Below are 16377 nucleotides of genomic sequence, written 5' to 3'. Positions count from 1 at the left end.
TCCCAATGATTACCTTGGGTTTAATGAACCTTAATCTTAAAAGTGAAGCAGGCTATTTTACAGAAATTGCTCGAAATGCAGAGGAATTTGGAATCCTCTGCTATCGATTTGTTCCTTCAAAAATAAACCCAGTTTCCCATCAGGTGACTGGTGAAATATTTGACATTGAACTGATGGATTGGAAAAGCGCTGAGTTCCCTCTGCCGAATATTATCTATGACCGCTGCTTTTATGGGGATGACCAGCATTCCAGACAATGTTTATCGATCGTCAGCTGGCTCAAAAAAAGATCAGACCTTAAGTTTCTTGGTTATGGTCTCCCAAACAAATGGGAAATTTATCAGCTTCTCTCAGGATCGGAACTGGCTCCTTACCTTCCTAAAACGATTATTGCTGATAACCCTCAAAAAGTAAGCGGGCTTTTACAAAAACTAAACAAAGTCATTCTTAAACCAGCTACTGGTTCACAGGGGCATGGGATCTATTGTCTCGAAAAAACTCCTGAAGGAATTCTAGCAGCAACCGAAAAACAAGGTTCTTACGTAAGCAGGACTTTTCCAACAGAAGAAAAAGCCATAAAGTGGCTTACTCCGCTGTTAGCAAAAAAAACATACCTGCTTCAGCCTTATCTTCCGCTAACAAACATAAATGATCAGCCGATCGATATCCGAACTCTGCTTCAAAAGAGCGGGAATGGAAATTGGGAAGAAAGAGGCCGTGGCATTAGGACAGGGAATACCGGCGGAATTTTATCCAACCTTAGTTCCGGAGGCCAGGTTACAGAGTATAGGAAATGGCTTAGAACAGTTAGGGAGCCAATGAAGTCCTATCTAGGTAATGAGTTAGAGGAAATTTTGGTAAAACTTCCTCCTATTCTTGAGAACCACTTCCCGCCTTTATTTGAACTCGGTGTAGATATAGGAGTTGCTAAAGACCATTCCTTGTGGATACTTGACGTGAACTCCAAGCCTGGCAGAAAAGTGGTAACAGAAACCAATCCTGATATAAAGCAGGTACTATATACTGCCCCTCTTGGATATTGCAAAACTCTTTTCAAAACAGAATTCAATTCAGAGGTGGTTAACGGTCATGAGAAAACGCTATCCAATTAAAATTTCCGATATGATGAATAACGTGGATTTATATTATCCAGCTGACTTAGAAATAAATCAGCCGATAGAAAAAATCGCATTTGGGGGAAAAACAGCTGACGTCACCTGTAAGCCTCACCCAGGCGGGAAAAATATAGTGATAATGCGGCCAGAACTTCAGTCAGCACTTCATTTTCCCGATCTTAATATTAACCTCCATTTAATCATTGATAATGCTACTTTATATATTGGGCCCCTGATTGGTATTTTCACTTCGGGGTTTACTACCTTCCCATCAAGACCGATTGGGGCTAGGTCTTTATTCTTCGCTAAGCTTTTATCAGTGAATAAAATGGTGGGTGCTCTTCCTTATGTGTTCGGTGAAGAACATATCGACTGGGAAAATGGGCTTATCCAAGCCTATGTACACCTCCACACTGGCTGGCAGCAAATTCCGCTTCCTTTTCCTAATGTTATTTACGACAGACTTCCAAACCGAAGATCAGAACGAAAAACAGAACTGTCTAAAATAAAGACACGACTTCAGGAGGATTATCTTATCCCTTGGTATAATCCAGGTTTTTTCAGTAAACTTGATGTGTTTGAACGACTAGAGCAGGATCCGATGGTCTCTTCTTTGCTGCCTGAGACTCATCTATTCAGCTCATTTACTGAGATTGAAAGAATGCTGGCTGATTATGGCCACGTTTTTATTAAACCCAACCATGGAAGCCTAGGGATTGGTGTTCACCAAATTCTTTATAACAAACATGATGAGAGTTATTATTGCCGGTTCAAGGGTGAAGACGACTTAAATAAACTCACACGGTTCAAAAGCCTTGAAGGCTTGATGAAGTATGTCTTTAAAAAAAGGAAATTATCGAATATGCTCGTCCAGCAAGGGATTCATTTGATTCGAATAAATAAAAGTTCTGTTGATTTTCGAGTTCATACCAATAGAGATGAAAACGGAAATTGGAAGGTAACTGCAATTGCAGCTAAGGTTGCTGGCCCAGGAAGTGTAACTACTCATATTAACAGTGGAGGAGTCATTAAAACAATCAATGAACTTTTCGAATCTGAGTCGGACCAAAAATATTATGAAGCTGAACTTACGTATGCAGCCCTGAACTTGAGCAAGTCATTGGAAGCTACTACTCAAGGGATAATTGGAGAAATAGGTTTTGACCTGGGGATTGATAAAGATGGAAAGGTCTGGCTGTTTGAAGCCAATTCTAAACCTGGGAGATCTATTTTTACACACCCGCAGCTGAGGGATTTCGATTTACTGACCAGAAAACTGCCTATAGCTTTTGGTATCTATTTATCAGAGCAGGCGATAAAGAAGCCAGCTGATTTGTTCCGATGAAAATATCGTATCATCTAGAAAAAAAACAGTGGTACCACCATGAAGCAAATACAGCAGCAATTCTCACAATGGGAATGGATAAACAGCCTGTCCCATTTATGAGCCTTAGTGAAGATCCACAGGAATTATCCTTTAATTTGAAAACTAAAGGCAGGAATGCTGGTCCAATCATAGGCATACTGAGTTCACTCACCAATAATGGGAAACTAGCTGGTAATATAAGACTTTTTACGGATCTTCAGGTCGAGTTAACCAAGAAAGGCGGGCTGTCCATTGTGTTTACCCCTGAAAGCATCACTGACACAGGGATTACTGGCTACATTTATTCACCAGGACGCCAAAAATGGTTCAGAGTAAGCGCCCCTCTCCCTCATCTAGTTTACAATCGGGTACCTTTCCGAAAAGCAGAAGCTTCTTCAAACTTTAAAGCTGCGGTAAGAAAGATAAAGAAGAATAGCATTCCTTTCTTTAACCCCGCTTTTATTAATAAATTTGAGCTTTATACGATCTTAAACAAAGATCCTTTCTTTGATAAAATGCTCCCAGAAACGATCCTAATTAATGTTGCAGCCCAGTTGCAGGACTTCTTAGAAAAGCACAAAAGAGTCTATCTAAAACCGGTTAACGGGGCAAAGGGCATCGGAATTTATCGGTTAAGCCTTGGTCAGGAGCAGAACATTCTTGCAGAAAGCATAAAAGACGTGCAGCACTATCCCAACTTCATGGACTATTGGGAGATGCAGGGGGAAATGTTGCTGAAGCGTTCCTATATCGCCCAGCCCGAGATTTCTGCTGATAAAATTAATAATCAAAGATATGATTTCCGAGTCCTTAGTATCTGCGGGAAAAGTGGATACCAGGTTTCAGGCATCGGAATCAGGCAGGCAACAAAACAGGACCTGACTACGCATGTTCCCGCCGGCGGGAAAATTATCCCGTTTGATGGTATCTTGGCTGAACAGCATGAAAGAAATCTTAGCCTGATTAGCCAGAACGCCGGAACTATTCTATCAGAACAGCTTGGATTTTATGGGGAGTTTTCTATGGACATAGGATTAACAGATACAGGGAATTATGTTGTTTATGAAATAAATTCTAAGCCTATGAGTTTTGATGAAGCATCAATAGAAAATACCAGGGTTCTGCATCTGGTTGATTTATTTTTATGGAAAAGCGGATATGAAACATATGAGGCTGACTCAAAAGGTTGAATAAACTCGACCTGAGAGTCGCCTCTTTTATTGTTTATCCAGTTTCTGGGTTTAATTTGATGGATTCATAAGAGATAGAGAGATATTCCATTTAGGAACCTGAGTTGATTGGAGTGGAAGGCGCGAAGACTCCTCGAAATTCCTCATTATGCTATCGCATAATTTCGTGTGATGTGAATTCACGGATGCCTCCCTTGTGCTATCGCATTTCCTTCGTGCGTGGGCAAACTCGAGGATGCCCAATCAAAGTCCTGCGGGATCAGCTGGACAGATGAGACCCCGCAGACGCCAACGGCGGCGAGGAGGCTCAGCGCCAGCCCCGCGGAAAGCGAAGCGCCTAGAACGGAAATCAACGGACCATTTTTACAAGCTTTCCTAAAAATTTAGAGGGTGCCCAAAAGTTGGTACCTTTTGGGACACCCTCTTGTATTTATTTAAGCCCGCCGCGCCAATCCCTCTGCCCAATCATTGTATATACTATGCAAACCTCCTATAAATAGATGAATCACCCACTCCACTATTTTATTATAGAAATTCATCATCTAAATATTTTTAACTGTGATTCCAGTCACCAATCGAGTTACAATATAAATAGGGAGGGAAAATCATGATCACACATTTTCAATTTAAGCCTTTATTTGATAATGCTCAGCTGCCTGGATGGCGGTTTTCACTTTATTTTCATAAAAAGAAACTTATGGGAATCTATCACCAAGACGGAAAAATTGAATGGACATCTAATAAGCCTGATGCTGAATCACAAAGTAAGCTGGAAAGCCAGATTCATGAATTAATGCTTTACCATGTTTATGATAAATAACGATATATTAAAGGTTCTTAATTTCCTTTTCTAATCTCTCTGGGATGTATGACTTCCCAATCTTTCCGGTAACCTATGATTATTAATTAGGTCAGAAAGGAGAGATAATGTGAGGAACCAGAAAAAGGCTGCAAAGGATACGAGGTTTGAGGGGAAAAATAAAGCCTTTCTCGATGAAGACCGGATGATTAATGAAGGTCTTTCGGGTGGCTCTGTTCATGGAAGGCAAGATTCTGTTAATATCGAAGAAGCTAGAACACTTGAGCAGGAAGCCCCCCCTAATTCAGTTAAATAGTAATTTATCACCAGGGACATAAACCCAAATAGGGCTGAATGAACCGACCTGTAATAAGAAACACGAAAGTGCGGTTGAGCCTATTATTTCTAAAAAAAGACACCCATCCAGTTGGATGTGGTGTCTTATCTGCTTTTTACAATCATATTTACAGCTTCCTGAACGGCGTCTTCAGTACTTTTGCCTTCATCCTCGGCAGCTCTGATACAGGCCTCAAGGTTCTTAGCAACAATAAATCCGATCGCTCGGTCGACTGCAGAGCGAACAGCTGATAGTTGAGTCACAACGTCTTTACAGTTTTTTTCTTCCTCCATCATACGAATGACCCCTCGTACTTGTCCTTCAAGGCGTTTAAGACGATTTTTCATTTCTGGTGAATAATCCATAACCTGCACCTCTTTCATTAATTATCGGATACTACATATATTGTTATATTTTGGCGTTTGATTACCTCTTTGTTACAAGAGCTGTGTTTTTCAAGGCATCTCAGCTGTTATAATAAAGCTAAACAAATCCATGAAATATGAGGACTATAAATGATTAATAAACTTAAAATAATGTTTTCAAATGCTATTATAACAGAAGATTTGACAGAAAAACACATAGCGGGGTTTTACTGGTTCAAGGATAACAAGGCCCAAACGTGGATTGGAATCCCTCAGACAGATTTAGAGCCAGGGCAAGTTGAATTGCTACAGACCCTTTTTGATCATTATCAACTTCCCTCTTCCAAGATGTACGGCAAAGCTAGCGATTGGTATAACTTTCTGATTCAGGGCAAAGGGTTACCAGGTTCAGAAAATAAAATTGTAAGATTTATCCATTTTAGATACGAAAAAAATGAGCTAAACCAGCGTGAAATTGCTGAAGCATTTAAAAATCTTTTTCCAGACCACTGTCATGTAATTTGGCTTGAGGAAAACAAAGGAGTAATTGTTGAAGAACAAAAGGACCCGTTAATTACTGAAGAGGACTTACTTTCGATCGCAGCAGCATTTGAAGGTGATTTCTTTACTCAAATTACATTTCTATTAGGAAAGTACCGAAAAACAAGTGAGACTCTTCGGAAAGCATTCCAATCCGAACAAACCGTCTTTTCCAAGGGATTAAGACTATTTTCTCGGGAAAGACTACTAACTTTTGAAAAGATATTTCCTGCCTGGCTGAATGTTAATATTCCAGATGAAATGAAAGAAATTGTTTCAAGGGACATTCTCGAACACATTCGAGAGGATAAGGAACTTACCTTAACACTTAAAGTGTTCCTGGAGAACAATTCTAATGCCTCATTGGCTTCAAAAAAACTATATATACACCGTAATACCCTGCAATATAGGCTGGATAAATTCATGGAAAAGACCGGAATCAACCTTAAGGATTTCAATGGAGCTATAACTGTTTACCTTTCCTGCCTTCTTCTAGAATTAGATTAAATTGTTTTTTAAGAACCCAACTCTGTTAGAAGGGTGTCTTATAGCGCTGTCTTTTTAGAAGAAACGTTAATCTGAAAGCTTTCTTTTGTCTAATTCATAAAATCCCTCCTTTTTAGGGTAATTGCAAACTGCATAAAAGGGCTTACATAAAATTTGTGCACAATGTCCGTAGTTCTTCGCTTCAGGTTCGATTAAACTAAAAATAATACATTATCCCTCTAGGAGGAAATATAAATGGCTGAGATAAAGTTAGAACATATTTATAAGTTATATGACAATAAAGTCACTGCTGTAAGCGATTTCAACCTCCACATACAAGATAAGGAGTTTATCGTTTTCGTCGGCCCCTCAGGCTGTGGAAAATCTACTACCTTGCGAATGATTGCAGGACTCGAGGAAATATCAAAGGGTGACTTCTTTATCGATGGCAAGCGCGTAAACGACGTGCCGCCAAAGGACCGCGATATCGCAATGGTCTTCCAAAACTATGCGCTTTACCCGCATATGACTGTTTACGATAACATGGCGTTTGGATTAAAGCTTCGCAAGTTTGCTAAAGATGAAATTGATCGTCGTGTTAAAGAAGCTGCAAAAATTCTTGGACTAGAACCATACCTTTCCCGCAAACCGAAAGCTCTATCGGGTGGACAGCGCCAGCGTGTTGCTCTTGGCCGGGCAATTGTTCGTGATGCGAAGGTCTTCCTAATGGACGAGCCGCTATCTAATCTTGATGCTAAACTTCGTGTTCAAATGCGTGCTGAAATCGCTAAGCTTCACCGCCGCTTAAATACGACGACTATATACGTTACTCATGACCAAACTGAAGCGATGACTATGGCAACCCGCCTTGTCGTTATGAAGGATGGAATCATCCAGCAGGTCGGTGCTCCAAAGGACGTTTACGAAAAGCCTGAAAATGTATTTGTTGGCGGTTTTATCGGTTCACCTTCTATGAACTTTTTTAACGGGCAGCTTGAAGAAGGGAAGTTTGTGGTTGGTAATGGTTCAATAGCTGTACCTGAAGGAAAGATGAAAGCCCTTAGGGAACAGGGATATGTTGGCAAGACTATCATCCTTGGTGCAAGACCTGAAGACTTGCACGATGAGCCGGTTTTCATTGAAGCATCTCAAGGTTCTAAAATTCAAGCACATGTTGATGTTGCTGAACTTACAGGTGCTGAGACTATGGTATACTCCACATACGAAGGGCAAGATTTTGTAGCAAGAATTGATTCCCGTACAGATATCCAGCCTGGCGAAACAATGGAGCTAGCATTCGATATGAACAAGGTTCACTTTTTTGATGCTGAGACAGAACAAAGAATTCGTTAATAGCTAGTAATGCAACAAACCCCATCAAGAATGATGGGGTTTTTATTCTTTGATCATTTCGATTTTATCTTTCCCACATGAAGGACATTTGAATAAATGTGGGCACTCCCCATTTTTAAAATCATTCGGATACCCATCAAATAGTTTCATCTGATCAATTGGCATGTATGCACTGTAATCATCATAATAATCCATTTCTTTCCCCGTGTTTTCCATCTTGCTCCCGCAAGATGGACAAGCTACATCGACATTCCTGAATCCGTTGCATAAAGGGCACATCCCCATCTTTCACATTCCCTTCTGTTTATTCGTTAGTAGTTTATGTGTTTTTTGGCCAAGGTATGTACCTACGGGAATCTAGAGGAAAGAATTGCCTTCTCCAGAGCCGTATATTTTCTCTCAAATTATCAATAATACATTATTAAATAAGCTTCTTATTATTAATTTACTGGGTTAAGCCTTAGTAAGGCAGCTATTTTGCGAGCCGGTGCAATCCCGGCTAACCCAACCATAAAATAAAAATGAGGAGATGTTACGATGTCAAATCAATCTAATTCAAACCAGCTACTTGTATCAGGTGCTCAACAAGCGATCGACCAAATGAAATTGGAAATTGCTTCAGAGTTTGGTGTTCAATTAGGAGCTGACACAACTTCACGCGCAAATGGTTCAGTAGGTGGAGAGATCACTAAACGTCTTGTCTCAATGGCACAACAGCAGATGAGCGGACAATCTCGTTAAGATTTTCTAGCAGCATTTGTTAATGGCCGATTTAAAAAGATTAACCCAAGAACCTTTCGGCTAATTCATAAAAAATTTCATATTTTGGATTGCCCCCTTCCTTCGAAGGGGGCTTTTAACTGGCCGAGTTAGGTGCGGCACTTAAATCATCTTTTCTGGCTTTACCCAATCATCATATTGTTCCTCAGATAAGAAACCGCTTTGAACAGCAGCTTCTTTCAAAGTAAGGTTCTCACTAAAAGCAAACTTTGCAATTTGAGCTGCCTTTTCATATCCAATGTGGGGATTCAATGCAGTTACAAGCATCAGGGATTTTTCAACATGACCAGAAATAATGTCCAGGTTTGCTTCGATTCCGATTGCACACTTGTCATTGAAAGATCTCATCCCCTCTGCTAGAAGCTTTACACTTTGCATAAAATTATAAATAATAACTGGCTTGAATACGTTCAATTCAAAATTACCTTGGCTGGCAGCCATCCCAATTGTGGTATCGTTGCCAATTACCTGGCAAGAAATCATTGTCAATGCCTCACTTTGGGTAGGATTAACCTTCCCAGGCATGATCGAGCTTCCCGGCTCATTAGCAGGAATTGATATTTCACCTATTCCACTTCGAGGCCCACTTGCAAGCCAACGAACATCATTGGCTATTTTCATTAAATCAGCAGCCAGTGCTTTGAGACTGCCATGTGCGTGAACCAATTCATTATGACTCGTCAGTGCCTGAAATTTGTTTTCTGAAGAGCGGAAAGGATATCCTGTTTGCTTATGAATTTTTTCAGCAACCTTGCTGCCAAAGTTTTTTTCCGCGTTAATACCTGTTCCTACAGCAGTTCCGCCAATCGCAAGATCTTGAAGATAAACAAGAGTATCTGTAATCATTTTTTCATCTTTTTCTAACATCGCCCTCCAGCCGCTGATCTCCTGGCCTAGCGTTAAGGGAGTAGCATCCTGAAGGTGTGTCCGTCCTATTTTAATCACTTCATTAAAAGCCGCTTCCTTAAGTTTAAGTGTGCTTTTTAAAGCTTGAAGCGCAGGAAGCAGCTGTTCTGCCAAGCCTTTTACTGCAGCGATATGCATAGCCGTCGGAAATGTATCGTTTGAACTCTGTGACATGTTTACATCATCATTCGGATGAATAGTTACAGTTAATCCTGACTCTGCGAGAATCTCATTTGCTCTTCTTGCAGCAACTTCGTTTACGTTCATATTGGTTTGTGTACCACTCCCTGTTTGCCAGACCGAAAGCGGAAAATGAGCATCAAACTTCCCTTCGATTATCTCAGTACAGGCCATAGAAATTGCAGATCCTTTTTCATCTGACAGTTTGCCAGACTGTACATTTACTGCAGCCGCTGCCTTCTTGACCTGAGCAAACGCATAGACGATTTCCTTGGGCATTTTCTCCTCACCAATTTTAAAATTCTCTCTACTCCGCTGGGTCTGGGCCCCCCAATACTTATCAACCGGTACCCTTACTTCACCAAGTGTGTCCTTTTCAATTCGAAATTCTGCCAAAGCGGACGCCTCCTATTTTCGGATTATACGTTCTTCTTTTCCCTGTTTTATATATTTAAGTCGTTTATACCAATAGAATAACTCTTCAGGTTAAAATTGCAAAATAATGGGTTTTTAAATTTCACTTTTCTTGAGAAAAAAATAAAGCTAAAACCCCGGGCGGCAGGGCTTTAGCTTTTACTAACAATATTCTAATCTTTAAGTTCCTTTTCAGGCTTTATAAATAGTGTAACCAATGAAATAAAAAAGAACCATTATACTCGCGATGCTCAGCGTAATTGAATACTCCTCCATTAAAAGAACCCCCTTTTGTGAATACATGTATCCATCTATTTTTAAGTTATCACATAGGGCAAAGCCGTTCTTAAAAAAATTAGCAATATTTTGTGAAGATTAGTACAGTCGACTCTAACAAGGTAAATGATAGTATTTTTCCTTAGCCAACTGGCCATAAAGATAATATTGTCTAAGGAGGCTGGTTAACTTGAAAGGAATCTACCTAATTAACGAACGGCCCGTTTTAACAGGATTAAGCCGGGAGGAGAGCATTCTAATGCAGGAGACTGAATTAAAACTTTTCTTGAATTCGCATAACATTGAGGCTGTGACCTTAAATTCCTATCAATTGAATAGCTATTATACGATTCCCCATGCACTTTTATATGATCTTCGCCTTAACAGGGTTGAGTTAGACTATCTTATCATTCACTCGTATGAAATATGGGAAGATTTTATCTTTTCCTACCCTGCTAGATGGCTTATCTTAAAGAGCTATTTTCGTTCAGTTTTAACAGTTGAGACCCCGTCGATTGTTCACTAAACCTGATTAATTTGAGTGAATTCATGTTGCAAAGTAAGGGCTCGGTTTTTTTCTGTTGGGGTTAGCTCCATTTCCCTTTCAAAAGCGTCAACTGCCATTTATTCCACGAAAACCGCTGTGCCGTAAGCAATGATTTCTGATGCATTTGCCATAATCGCCGATGTTTCGAGCCGGACGCATATAATTGCATTTGCTCCTTTGTCCTCGGCGTTTTTCACCATTCTTGATATTGCTTTTTGCCTAGCCTCTGTCATCATATCGGTATATTCCTGGATTTCTCCTCCGACAATTGTTTTCAGACTGGCCAAAATATCTTTACCGATATGTTTAGATTGAACGGTACTGCCTTTAACGAAACCTTTTAATTCCTTGATATCTGCACCTGGCACGAAATCAGTAGTCACTATGATCATGTTTTTCATCCTCCTTTTTCTCATTTCTTCTTTCTTTTATAAGCAGCAGAAAAACACCCAGAAATAAAATTAGATAAATTGAATAAAGCCATATTGCTGCCCTAATATTAATGAACAGCATTATTATGGCAATAACCTGACCTGCCATAGCAGCTGTTAGCAACAGCTGCTTGTAGTTTTTCATTACACCACCGCCCCTTATTATTGCTAATAGCTTTTCCTCCAAATTTTCCTTACAAACAGCAGGTATATAATAAGAGGAACAGGTGCCTGAATTAGCCCAACAATTCCCCATAACCAATAATTATGTCCGTGCTTCCTAGCGTTTAAGAATAAGAAAATACTCTGACAAAGCAAGATTACAGCAGTAAAAACTAGTAAAACAGTCATCTGAACTGGTGTTAAGTCCTCTTTCATCACATGTTCACCTGCTTTTTTATCCGAATGCTTCCATAAAGAACTATAAAAACAATGACTGCACCTTGAAGCATTAGAAACAACTTAGGCATTTCCAGAATTGTAAACAGCATCCCTCCAACTATAAACAGGGCAATAAATAGGAATACAGCTAATTCTTTTACGAGCCTTTTCCTGTACTGCTGTTTTTGAGAATAAATCATATATTCAAACCAATCCAACTGCGGAGACTGGTCAGGAACTATCTTTTCAAGTTTATTTAAACCCTCTGAGATTTCAGAAATCGTACTTAAAAGCTCTTTCTCATTTTCCTGCTGGTCGTCTGGAGGAAATTTTTTCTGATCCGCCATCTGCTGCCAACTCCTTTCTAACAGTAAGTAAACCGTGATGGACTCTTGATTTCACTGTCCCTGGGGATATATTAAGAAAGCGGCCAATTTCATCATACGAATAACCGTAATAGTGCTTTAACACAATAGAAACCCTAGCAGCCGGAGCTAACTTACCAAGAGCAGTTAGAGCATCTGTCCATTCTTCTTTTCTGCTTTCAAGCTGCCACTGCAGTTTTCGCCTAGCAGACTCGTCCTTCTGCCAATTTTGTTCATGTTTTTGTTTCCGTAACTGATCAATATATAAATTAGTTGCGATTGAAATAAGCCAAGAGGAGAATTTTGCGTTGCCATTATATAGATGAATTTTTTCCACGCATTTTGCCATTGTCCCTTGGGCAATTTCTTCTGCAATGTGAGAGTTCATCGTTATCTTAATCAGGTATTTAACCAAAAAAGGATAGTTTTCCTGAAATAAGGCTGCAAACGCACGTTCATCTCCTTTTTTTGCACTGTCGATTAGTTTCTTTTCATCCATTGCCTTCCGTCCCCACTTTCAGCCGTTTTTTCAAAGAGCAATTTTAATGAAAGCCTCCGAACAATCATTGATACTTGACCGGAAACAAAGCAGTGGGTTCTCTTACCTTTTAGACGGCTAGGTGATCATTATCGTTCAGGTTAATTTTATATATTTCTTATTAAACTAAATTGTTTATTCGCTGAAGGGTTCTCGTTTCTACGAACGTTTTCGGAGCCCGTTTACTCGTTTACGAATACAAGAGAAAAAGCTTTGGCAGGAACACGCTGTTTTTGTTCAGAGTTAGCTAACAGTTTCTAACTTCTCGCAGCCCGCTCCAGTGGGGTCTTTTTTTCGACACTGCTTTTGCCTACGCAGAATTGAGAATGCATATTCGAGGAGTCAAACTCTCACGACGGTATCATCAACAAAGGTAAAGAGATCAACATTGTTCTTACTGCCACTTTTCAAAAGATTACCATTTACAGGATAATTATACAGAACGAAACTGTTCTCTTCTATAGGCCTTACCGGAAACTAATGCCCCTCTAAAACAAGTAATACTAATCCAATGTGTTCGACTTTTTGTAAATAATTATAGTTGTATAACGCATATAGAATGAACAATAAATATCTAAGTAATATAGTAGGCAGGTTTTAAAACTAGATTACCGGGTAAATAAATACTACCAGCACATAAGAAAAACCAAGTTTCTTGAACTGCTGGACAGCTGTCCTAATCTAAGATTATTTTCTAATATAAAAAACAAAAGGAGACCACCAAAATGAAAGAAATAATGTCTTCAAATGTTATTGTCCAAAAGAAATTCACTATGAGAAAAATGCTTGAGGTTTACCAGACTGCTAAGCAACTGAGTGGCACTACTTATTTATATAATCAGCAAAAAGCTGTAGATGCGTCAAACTTGACTAAACTCGTATCATTTCTTCTAACAGTCAAGCCTCAGACAACTCTTAAAATTATTGTTGAGGGTACTGAAGTGGAGGAATGTTTAAATAAGTTAACGAAAAAGTTAACGAACGAAACTTCTGTAATCCGTGTTAATCGAAAACGCATCCTGGAATCAACAGGATCATTCCAAGTCTAGAAAATGAGGTGAACTAAATGCTTCGAACGATATTAATGATCATCGGTGCAATCGTAGTTATTGGATTTATTATAAGTATGTTTTAGCAACCGGAATTCATACGGTACTAAAAGCCCACCTGCTTAATAATAGCGGGTGGGCTTTTATGTTCCTTTCAGCACTATCTGCTTAAGCTGCTGGGATCTGTTATCTCCCAAAGAGGACCAAAAACGCCGGCTGTTGCTTTTCCAACAGGACCTGACTCCTCAAGTATGCCTCCGTATTTTTTCGTGAGTGGGTTAAACCAGGGATGTCCATTAAAACTATTCGCTCCATCCAAGACAAGTGACATAATTCCCCTCTCTAATTTAAAAAAAGAGCCGTGATTTCAAATCTAAAAGGTTCCGGTTTCGGGTGCTTTGTAGTAAATGACATTAAAACTGACGTGCGCATTGGCACACGTCAGTTTCTTTCTTTATTAAGGGGTTAACCTATTTGCTTCCTTTTTGACATACCAAATGACATTATAATTTATAATGGACAATAAGTATTATACGATTAAAATGTGGTGCCAAAATAGCCGTCATTTTTGATGTCACTTGGCTGCCGGTAATACCATTTTCTTATTGAACTAATGGGACAGTTTAGTTGAAGAAGGTATATGGAAAATTAATGTATTAAGTTTAAAGGTTTTATATAGAATAGAGTCGAAATTGCATAGATGGTATTTCAAAAAAGAAGGAAAAAAGGTGGAAAAGTGAAAACAGACAACAAAACATTAGAACTTATAAAAGTGTTTTCCCTAGTTGTAATTGCACTTAGCTCAGTTAGCATTGCATTTTGGCTAGCTCAAATTATTGATATGTTAGAAGTTATAGGTGGTAATTTAGAGGGCATTAACACAAGCCTGTTTGATTTAGTAAATAAGGAATAATAATTTCTTTGAATTTACGGGAGCGAGCTCTAGAAATAGATTAACGCTTTTTTGCTTCTAATTGCACTAACGAAGCAGGATAGTTGAAGAAGGAATAGGCTTATTTTCATAGCGATTACGGATCTATATACATTAAGAAGGTGGTCGTATTATGGATTTCAAACCGATTGATATACACCAACATCAGAAGTATGTAATTCCTTTTCGCAGAGACTCCTTTGTTGTTAGCTTTGGGACTGATATGGATTTCGGAGAGGAACAAGAATACCTTGATTGGTTAAAACAACAGTCAGCAAAATATCCAGAGGGCTTTGTATTAGTGTTTGAAAATGATATAGCGATTGGCCAGCTTGAGCTGACAATGAAACAATATGAAGGAAAAGATATTGGATATGTTAATCTATATTATCTTATTCCTGAAAAACGGGGGATGGGATTAGGATCTAAACTCCACGATTATGCCCTTAACTTCTTCAAAGCCAATTCCCTTAAGGAATATCATCTTCGGGTTTCTCCAAGTAATCAAAACGCAGTAGCGTTTTATCAGAAAAATGGGATGAAAAAGATTAGGTCTGAAGTTGATGGTAAAGTTATAAGAATGTCAGGTAAAATACCTTGGTAAACGCCTTGACCCAGGGAGGGATGGGGCAATAAGGGGGTTAAAAGGTGAGTAACTTAGCTAAATCAGAAGTTTTGTTAGGGTTAGTAACGCTACTAACAGGATTGCTTTATGTATTAGGCGTTTTTGGTCCAACAGAGTCTATAGTTGTTACTTGGGGTCTTTTAGCATTGATTATTGGAGGAATTGTTGTATTCTTAGGAATCAACAAGAATGGAGTATCCGACTTTGTAAAAATGGCCATAGTCTTTTTCCTGGTGTTAATTCAAGCACCTGTTATATTTTTATGGTTTACCTTTAATGGCAGTGGTATATCCGACGGAACACCACCAAGCAATTTTGTAGCACATTGGATATTTGCTACACCTCATTTGGTAATCTCTTTAATCGGTATTGTTGTAATTGGCTCTTTATTTAAAAGAAATACGACTTGATTTTTTATTCAACAAAAACAAGCCAATAAAACTCTTTACTTATTCAAGTAAAGGGTGCTTTGATCCTGGAAAGATTAAAGCACTTTTTTGTAGAACTACTTATTAAAGTATAGGGGCAGGTTAGTTCAATAATTTTACATACTACTTTTGTTGTATTTACTGCTGCAAAACTGTTGTATATAATTTACTTTAAAGTGTGGCGTATAAGGGAATTAATTAAGAACATTTATTAGATGGTTGGTGGCTTATGAGTAACAGTATTAGAAGACGTAAATTCAGAAAAAGGGATTACTTAATTACCTACATACTTGTAGCCCTATTTTTGGTGATGTCGATGCTTCCCCCAAGAAATATGCTGGAGGCATTTATGCTTTTCGCAATACCTCCCTTAATCCCTACTTTGATAATAGGAACAATAACCAATCTTGTATTTCGGACAAAATAATCTTTTCCACCAGAAAATTGGGCTAACTTACATACCTTCACAATTAGGAAGGGTTGCCCCGCAAAGATGTCTTAAATACTGCTTTTTTTATTGTTGAAATAAAGGGCAGTTAGTTAAATTATTCTGCACAGTATATTGATATAAACTGGTGATTAAAATGGAAAAAGGCTTCCTATATAATTTATTAAAAGAACCAGCAAAGCACATCCCATATGGTGACAAATGTTATGAACCCATAAAAGGTGGAGGGCTTAAATATTGTCCTTTTTGGGAACTCGTTGATGAAATTCCCTATGATGATAACGGCTTTTGCCACTTTCTTAAAAGGGGTGATTGGGAAGGGGCACCAGTAGACGGAACGGAAAGTCTTGGGTTGCTTTTTGACGGAATTAAGGAATGTGGAATTAATGGTGGGATAATGAATATAGGAGAGTTTTAGTTTCTTGTAAAACTAAACCAGCTAATAGTTTGTCAACATTTTTTAATAAAATGATTAATAACGTCATGATATACTAAAAATGTTCATGCCAAATAACCTTCCTCTATGT

Annotated in this window: 22 protein-coding genes; 14 read left to right on the top strand and 8 right to left on the bottom strand. The window is 38.8% G+C overall.

Translation table 11 applies throughout. The annotated features are described in order from the left end of the window. Positions 1 to 5 precede the first annotated feature (5 nt). The 5 genes from HRJ06_RS06300 to HRJ06_RS06280 all read left to right on the top strand — a co-directional run bounded on the left by HRJ06_RS06300 (position 6) and on the right by HRJ06_RS06280 (position 4786). The gene (locus HRJ06_RS06300; protein ID WP_174730549.1) at positions 6 to 1112 is read left to right on the top strand and encodes a YheC/YheD family endospore coat-associated protein; all 1107 of its coding nucleotides are present in this window, start codon (positions 6 to 8) and stop codon (positions 1110 to 1112) included. Then, positions 1090 to 2460, top strand: coding sequence for a YheC/YheD family endospore coat-associated protein (locus tag HRJ06_RS06295; protein ID WP_174730546.1), 1371 nt, complete (start codon positions 1090 to 1092; stop codon positions 2458 to 2460). Before HRJ06_RS06300 ends, HRJ06_RS06295 begins: the two co-directional genes overlap by 23 nt. Next, a complete protein-coding gene (locus HRJ06_RS06290; protein ID WP_174730543.1) occupies positions 2457 to 3671 on the top strand; it encodes a YheC/YheD family endospore coat-associated protein in 1215 nt (404 codons plus the stop codon). Before HRJ06_RS06295 ends, HRJ06_RS06290 begins: the two co-directional genes overlap by 4 nt. 607 nt (positions 3672 to 4278) lie before the next feature. Continuing rightward, positions 4279 to 4491 carry a YheE family protein gene (locus HRJ06_RS06285; RefSeq protein WP_174730541.1) on the top strand — a complete coding sequence of 71 codons (213 nt, stop codon included), beginning with the start codon at positions 4279 to 4281 and terminating at the stop codon, positions 4489 to 4491. Between the two features lie 109 nt (positions 4492 to 4600). Next, entirely contained in the window at positions 4601 to 4786 is a 186-nt protein-coding gene (locus HRJ06_RS06280; protein WP_174730538.1) for a hypothetical protein, read from the top strand. A gap of 125 nt (positions 4787 to 4911) precedes the next feature. Here the strand turns inward: HRJ06_RS06280 and HRJ06_RS06275 are convergent, their stop codons facing one another. Continuing rightward, positions 4912 to 5172, bottom strand: a complete 261-nt coding sequence (locus tag HRJ06_RS06275; protein ID WP_174730535.1) for a metal-sensitive transcriptional regulator — start codon at positions 5170 to 5172, stop codon at positions 4912 to 4914. A gap of 150 nt (positions 5173 to 5322) precedes the next feature. On the opposite strand from HRJ06_RS06275, the gene HRJ06_RS06270 reads away from it, so the two are divergent. Continuing rightward, positions 5323 to 6219 (top strand): PucR family transcriptional regulator, encoded by an 897-nt coding sequence (locus tag HRJ06_RS06270; protein ID WP_174730532.1) that lies wholly within the window; start codon positions 5323 to 5325, stop codon positions 6217 to 6219. Positions 6220 to 6453: 234 nt separating this feature from the next. Continuing rightward, positions 6454 to 7551, top strand: a complete 1098-nt coding sequence (locus tag HRJ06_RS06265) for an ABC transporter ATP-binding protein (protein WP_174730529.1) — start codon at positions 6454 to 6456, stop codon at positions 7549 to 7551. A gap of 42 nt (positions 7552 to 7593) precedes the next feature. Here the strand turns inward: HRJ06_RS06265 and HRJ06_RS06260 are convergent, their stop codons facing one another. Then, the gene (locus HRJ06_RS06260) at positions 7594 to 7767 is read right to left on the bottom strand and encodes a hypothetical protein (protein ID WP_422392714.1); all 174 of its coding nucleotides are present in this window, start codon (positions 7765 to 7767) and stop codon (positions 7594 to 7596) included. Positions 7768 to 8088: 321 nt separating this feature from the next. Between HRJ06_RS06260 and HRJ06_RS06255 the strand changes: the two genes are divergently transcribed. After that, the gene (locus HRJ06_RS06255; protein WP_174730524.1) at positions 8089 to 8292 is read left to right on the top strand and encodes an alpha/beta-type small acid-soluble spore protein; all 204 of its coding nucleotides are present in this window, start codon (positions 8089 to 8091) and stop codon (positions 8290 to 8292) included. 141 nt (positions 8293 to 8433) lie between these two features. Here HRJ06_RS06255 and fumC read toward each other — a convergent pair whose 3' ends face one another. After that, positions 8434 to 9813: a class II fumarate hydratase gene (fumC, locus tag HRJ06_RS06250; protein ID WP_174730521.1), complete on the bottom strand. Its 1380-nt coding sequence runs from the start codon at positions 9811 to 9813 to the stop codon at positions 8434 to 8436. Positions 9814 to 10297: 484 nt separating this feature from the next. On the opposite strand from fumC, the gene HRJ06_RS06245 reads away from it, so the two are divergent. Next, on the top strand, positions 10298 to 10633 hold the full coding sequence (locus HRJ06_RS06245; RefSeq protein WP_174730518.1) for a hypothetical protein: 336 nt from the start codon (positions 10298 to 10300) through the stop codon (positions 10631 to 10633). A gap of 98 nt (positions 10634 to 10731) precedes the next feature. Here HRJ06_RS06245 and HRJ06_RS06240 read toward each other — a convergent pair whose 3' ends face one another. The 4 genes from HRJ06_RS06240 to sigY all read right to left on the bottom strand — a co-directional run bounded on the left by HRJ06_RS06240 (position 10732) and on the right by sigY (position 12330). Then, positions 10732 to 11046: a YbjQ family protein gene (locus tag HRJ06_RS06240; protein ID WP_174730515.1), complete on the bottom strand. Its 315-nt coding sequence runs from the start codon at positions 11044 to 11046 to the stop codon at positions 10732 to 10734. Next, the gene (locus HRJ06_RS06235) at positions 11027 to 11230 is read right to left on the bottom strand and encodes a hypothetical protein (RefSeq protein WP_174730512.1); all 204 of its coding nucleotides are present in this window, start codon (positions 11228 to 11230) and stop codon (positions 11027 to 11029) included. The genes HRJ06_RS06240 and HRJ06_RS06235 overlap by 20 nt, the downstream gene beginning before the upstream one ends. Before the next feature lie 232 nt (positions 11231 to 11462). Further along, entirely contained in the window at positions 11463 to 11813 is a 351-nt protein-coding gene (locus HRJ06_RS06230; protein ID WP_174730509.1) for a YxlC family protein, read from the bottom strand. After that, the gene (gene sigY, locus HRJ06_RS06225) at positions 11767 to 12330 is read right to left on the bottom strand and encodes an RNA polymerase sigma factor SigY (protein WP_174730506.1); all 564 of its coding nucleotides are present in this window, start codon (positions 12328 to 12330) and stop codon (positions 11767 to 11769) included. The genes HRJ06_RS06230 and sigY overlap by 47 nt, the downstream gene beginning before the upstream one ends. 764 nt (positions 12331 to 13094) lie before the next feature. Here sigY and HRJ06_RS06220 point away from each other — a divergent pair. Further along, a complete protein-coding gene (locus HRJ06_RS06220) occupies positions 13095 to 13418 on the top strand; it encodes an HPr family phosphocarrier protein (protein WP_174730503.1) in 324 nt (107 codons plus the stop codon). A gap of 160 nt (positions 13419 to 13578) precedes the next feature. Here the strand turns inward: HRJ06_RS06220 and HRJ06_RS06215 are convergent, their stop codons facing one another. Then, positions 13579 to 13749, bottom strand: coding sequence for a hypothetical protein (locus tag HRJ06_RS06215; protein ID WP_174730500.1), 171 nt, complete (start codon positions 13747 to 13749; stop codon positions 13579 to 13581). Positions 13750 to 14154: 405 nt separating this feature from the next. Between HRJ06_RS06215 and HRJ06_RS06210 the strand changes: the two genes are divergently transcribed. The 4 genes from HRJ06_RS06210 to HRJ06_RS06195 all read left to right on the top strand — a co-directional run bounded on the left by HRJ06_RS06210 (position 14155) and on the right by HRJ06_RS06195 (position 16268). Next, the gene (locus tag HRJ06_RS06210) at positions 14155 to 14331 is read left to right on the top strand and encodes a hypothetical protein (RefSeq protein ID WP_174730497.1); all 177 of its coding nucleotides are present in this window, start codon (positions 14155 to 14157) and stop codon (positions 14329 to 14331) included. A 151-nt stretch (positions 14332 to 14482) separates the two neighbouring features. Continuing rightward, the gene (locus tag HRJ06_RS06205; RefSeq protein WP_174730494.1) at positions 14483 to 14953 is read left to right on the top strand and encodes a GNAT family N-acetyltransferase; all 471 of its coding nucleotides are present in this window, start codon (positions 14483 to 14485) and stop codon (positions 14951 to 14953) included. Positions 14954 to 14997: 44 nt separating this feature from the next. Then, entirely contained in the window at positions 14998 to 15384 is a 387-nt protein-coding gene (locus HRJ06_RS06200; protein ID WP_174730492.1) for a hypothetical protein, read from the top strand. A gap of 602 nt (positions 15385 to 15986) precedes the next feature. Then, on the top strand, positions 15987 to 16268 hold the full coding sequence (locus HRJ06_RS06195; RefSeq protein WP_174730489.1) for a hypothetical protein: 282 nt from the start codon (positions 15987 to 15989) through the stop codon (positions 16266 to 16268). The last annotated feature ends 109 nt before the right edge of the window (positions 16269 to 16377 follow it).

The sequence above is a fragment of the Mesobacillus harenae genome (assembly GCF_013343715.1).
Classification (GTDB): domain Bacteria; phylum Bacillota; class Bacilli; order Bacillales; family Cytobacillaceae; genus Mesobacillus_A; species Mesobacillus_A harenae.
The sequence above is the reverse complement of the archived record's forward strand: the minus strand, read 5'-3'. Positions and strand labels throughout refer to the sequence as shown.

Bases quoted from the DNA above. Each gene is read 5' to 3' on its own strand.
- HRJ06_RS06300 (WP_174730549.1), top strand. From the start codon at position 6: ATGATTACCTTGGGTTTAATGAACCTTAATCTTAAAAGTGAAGCAGGC.
- HRJ06_RS06285 (WP_174730541.1), top strand. From the start codon at position 4,279: ATGATCACACATTTTCAATTTAAGCCTTTATTTGATAATGCTCAGCTG.
- HRJ06_RS06270 (WP_174730532.1), top strand. From the start codon at position 5,323: ATGATTAATAAACTTAAAATAATGTTTTCAAATGCTATTATAACAGAA.
- HRJ06_RS06235 (WP_174730512.1), bottom strand. From the start codon at position 11,230: ATGAAAAACTACAAGCAGCTGTTGCTAACAGCTGCTATGGCAGGTCAG.
- HRJ06_RS06295 (WP_174730546.1), top strand. From the start codon at position 1,090: ATGAGAAAACGCTATCCAATTAAAATTTCCGATATGATGAATAACGTG.
- HRJ06_RS06260 (WP_422392714.1), bottom strand. From the start codon at position 7,767: ATGGAAAACACGGGGAAAGAAATGGATTATTATGATGATTACAGTGCA.
- sigY (WP_174730506.1), bottom strand. From the start codon at position 12,330: ATGGATGAAAAGAAACTAATCGACAGTGCAAAAAAAGGAGATGAACGT.
- HRJ06_RS06265 (WP_174730529.1), top strand. From the start codon at position 6,454: ATGGCTGAGATAAAGTTAGAACATATTTATAAGTTATATGACAATAAA.
- HRJ06_RS06255 (WP_174730524.1), top strand. From the start codon at position 8,089: ATGTCAAATCAATCTAATTCAAACCAGCTACTTGTATCAGGTGCTCAA.
- HRJ06_RS06230 (WP_174730509.1), bottom strand. From the start codon at position 11,813: ATGGCGGATCAGAAAAAATTTCCTCCAGACGACCAGCAGGAAAATGAG.
- HRJ06_RS06195 (WP_174730489.1), top strand. From the start codon at position 15,987: ATGGAAAAAGGCTTCCTATATAATTTATTAAAAGAACCAGCAAAGCAC.
- HRJ06_RS06220 (WP_174730503.1), top strand. From the start codon at position 13,095: ATGAAAGAAATAATGTCTTCAAATGTTATTGTCCAAAAGAAATTCACT.
- HRJ06_RS06290 (WP_174730543.1), top strand. From the start codon at position 2,457: ATGAAAATATCGTATCATCTAGAAAAAAAACAGTGGTACCACCATGAA.
- HRJ06_RS06215 (WP_174730500.1), bottom strand. From the start codon at position 13,749: ATGTCACTTGTCTTGGATGGAGCGAATAGTTTTAATGGACATCCCTGG.
- HRJ06_RS06240 (WP_174730515.1), bottom strand. From the start codon at position 11,046: ATGATCATAGTGACTACTGATTTCGTGCCAGGTGCAGATATCAAGGAA.
- HRJ06_RS06275 (WP_174730535.1), bottom strand. From the start codon at position 5,172: ATGGATTATTCACCAGAAATGAAAAATCGTCTTAAACGCCTTGAAGGA.
- HRJ06_RS06205 (WP_174730494.1), top strand. From the start codon at position 14,483: ATGGATTTCAAACCGATTGATATACACCAACATCAGAAGTATGTAATT.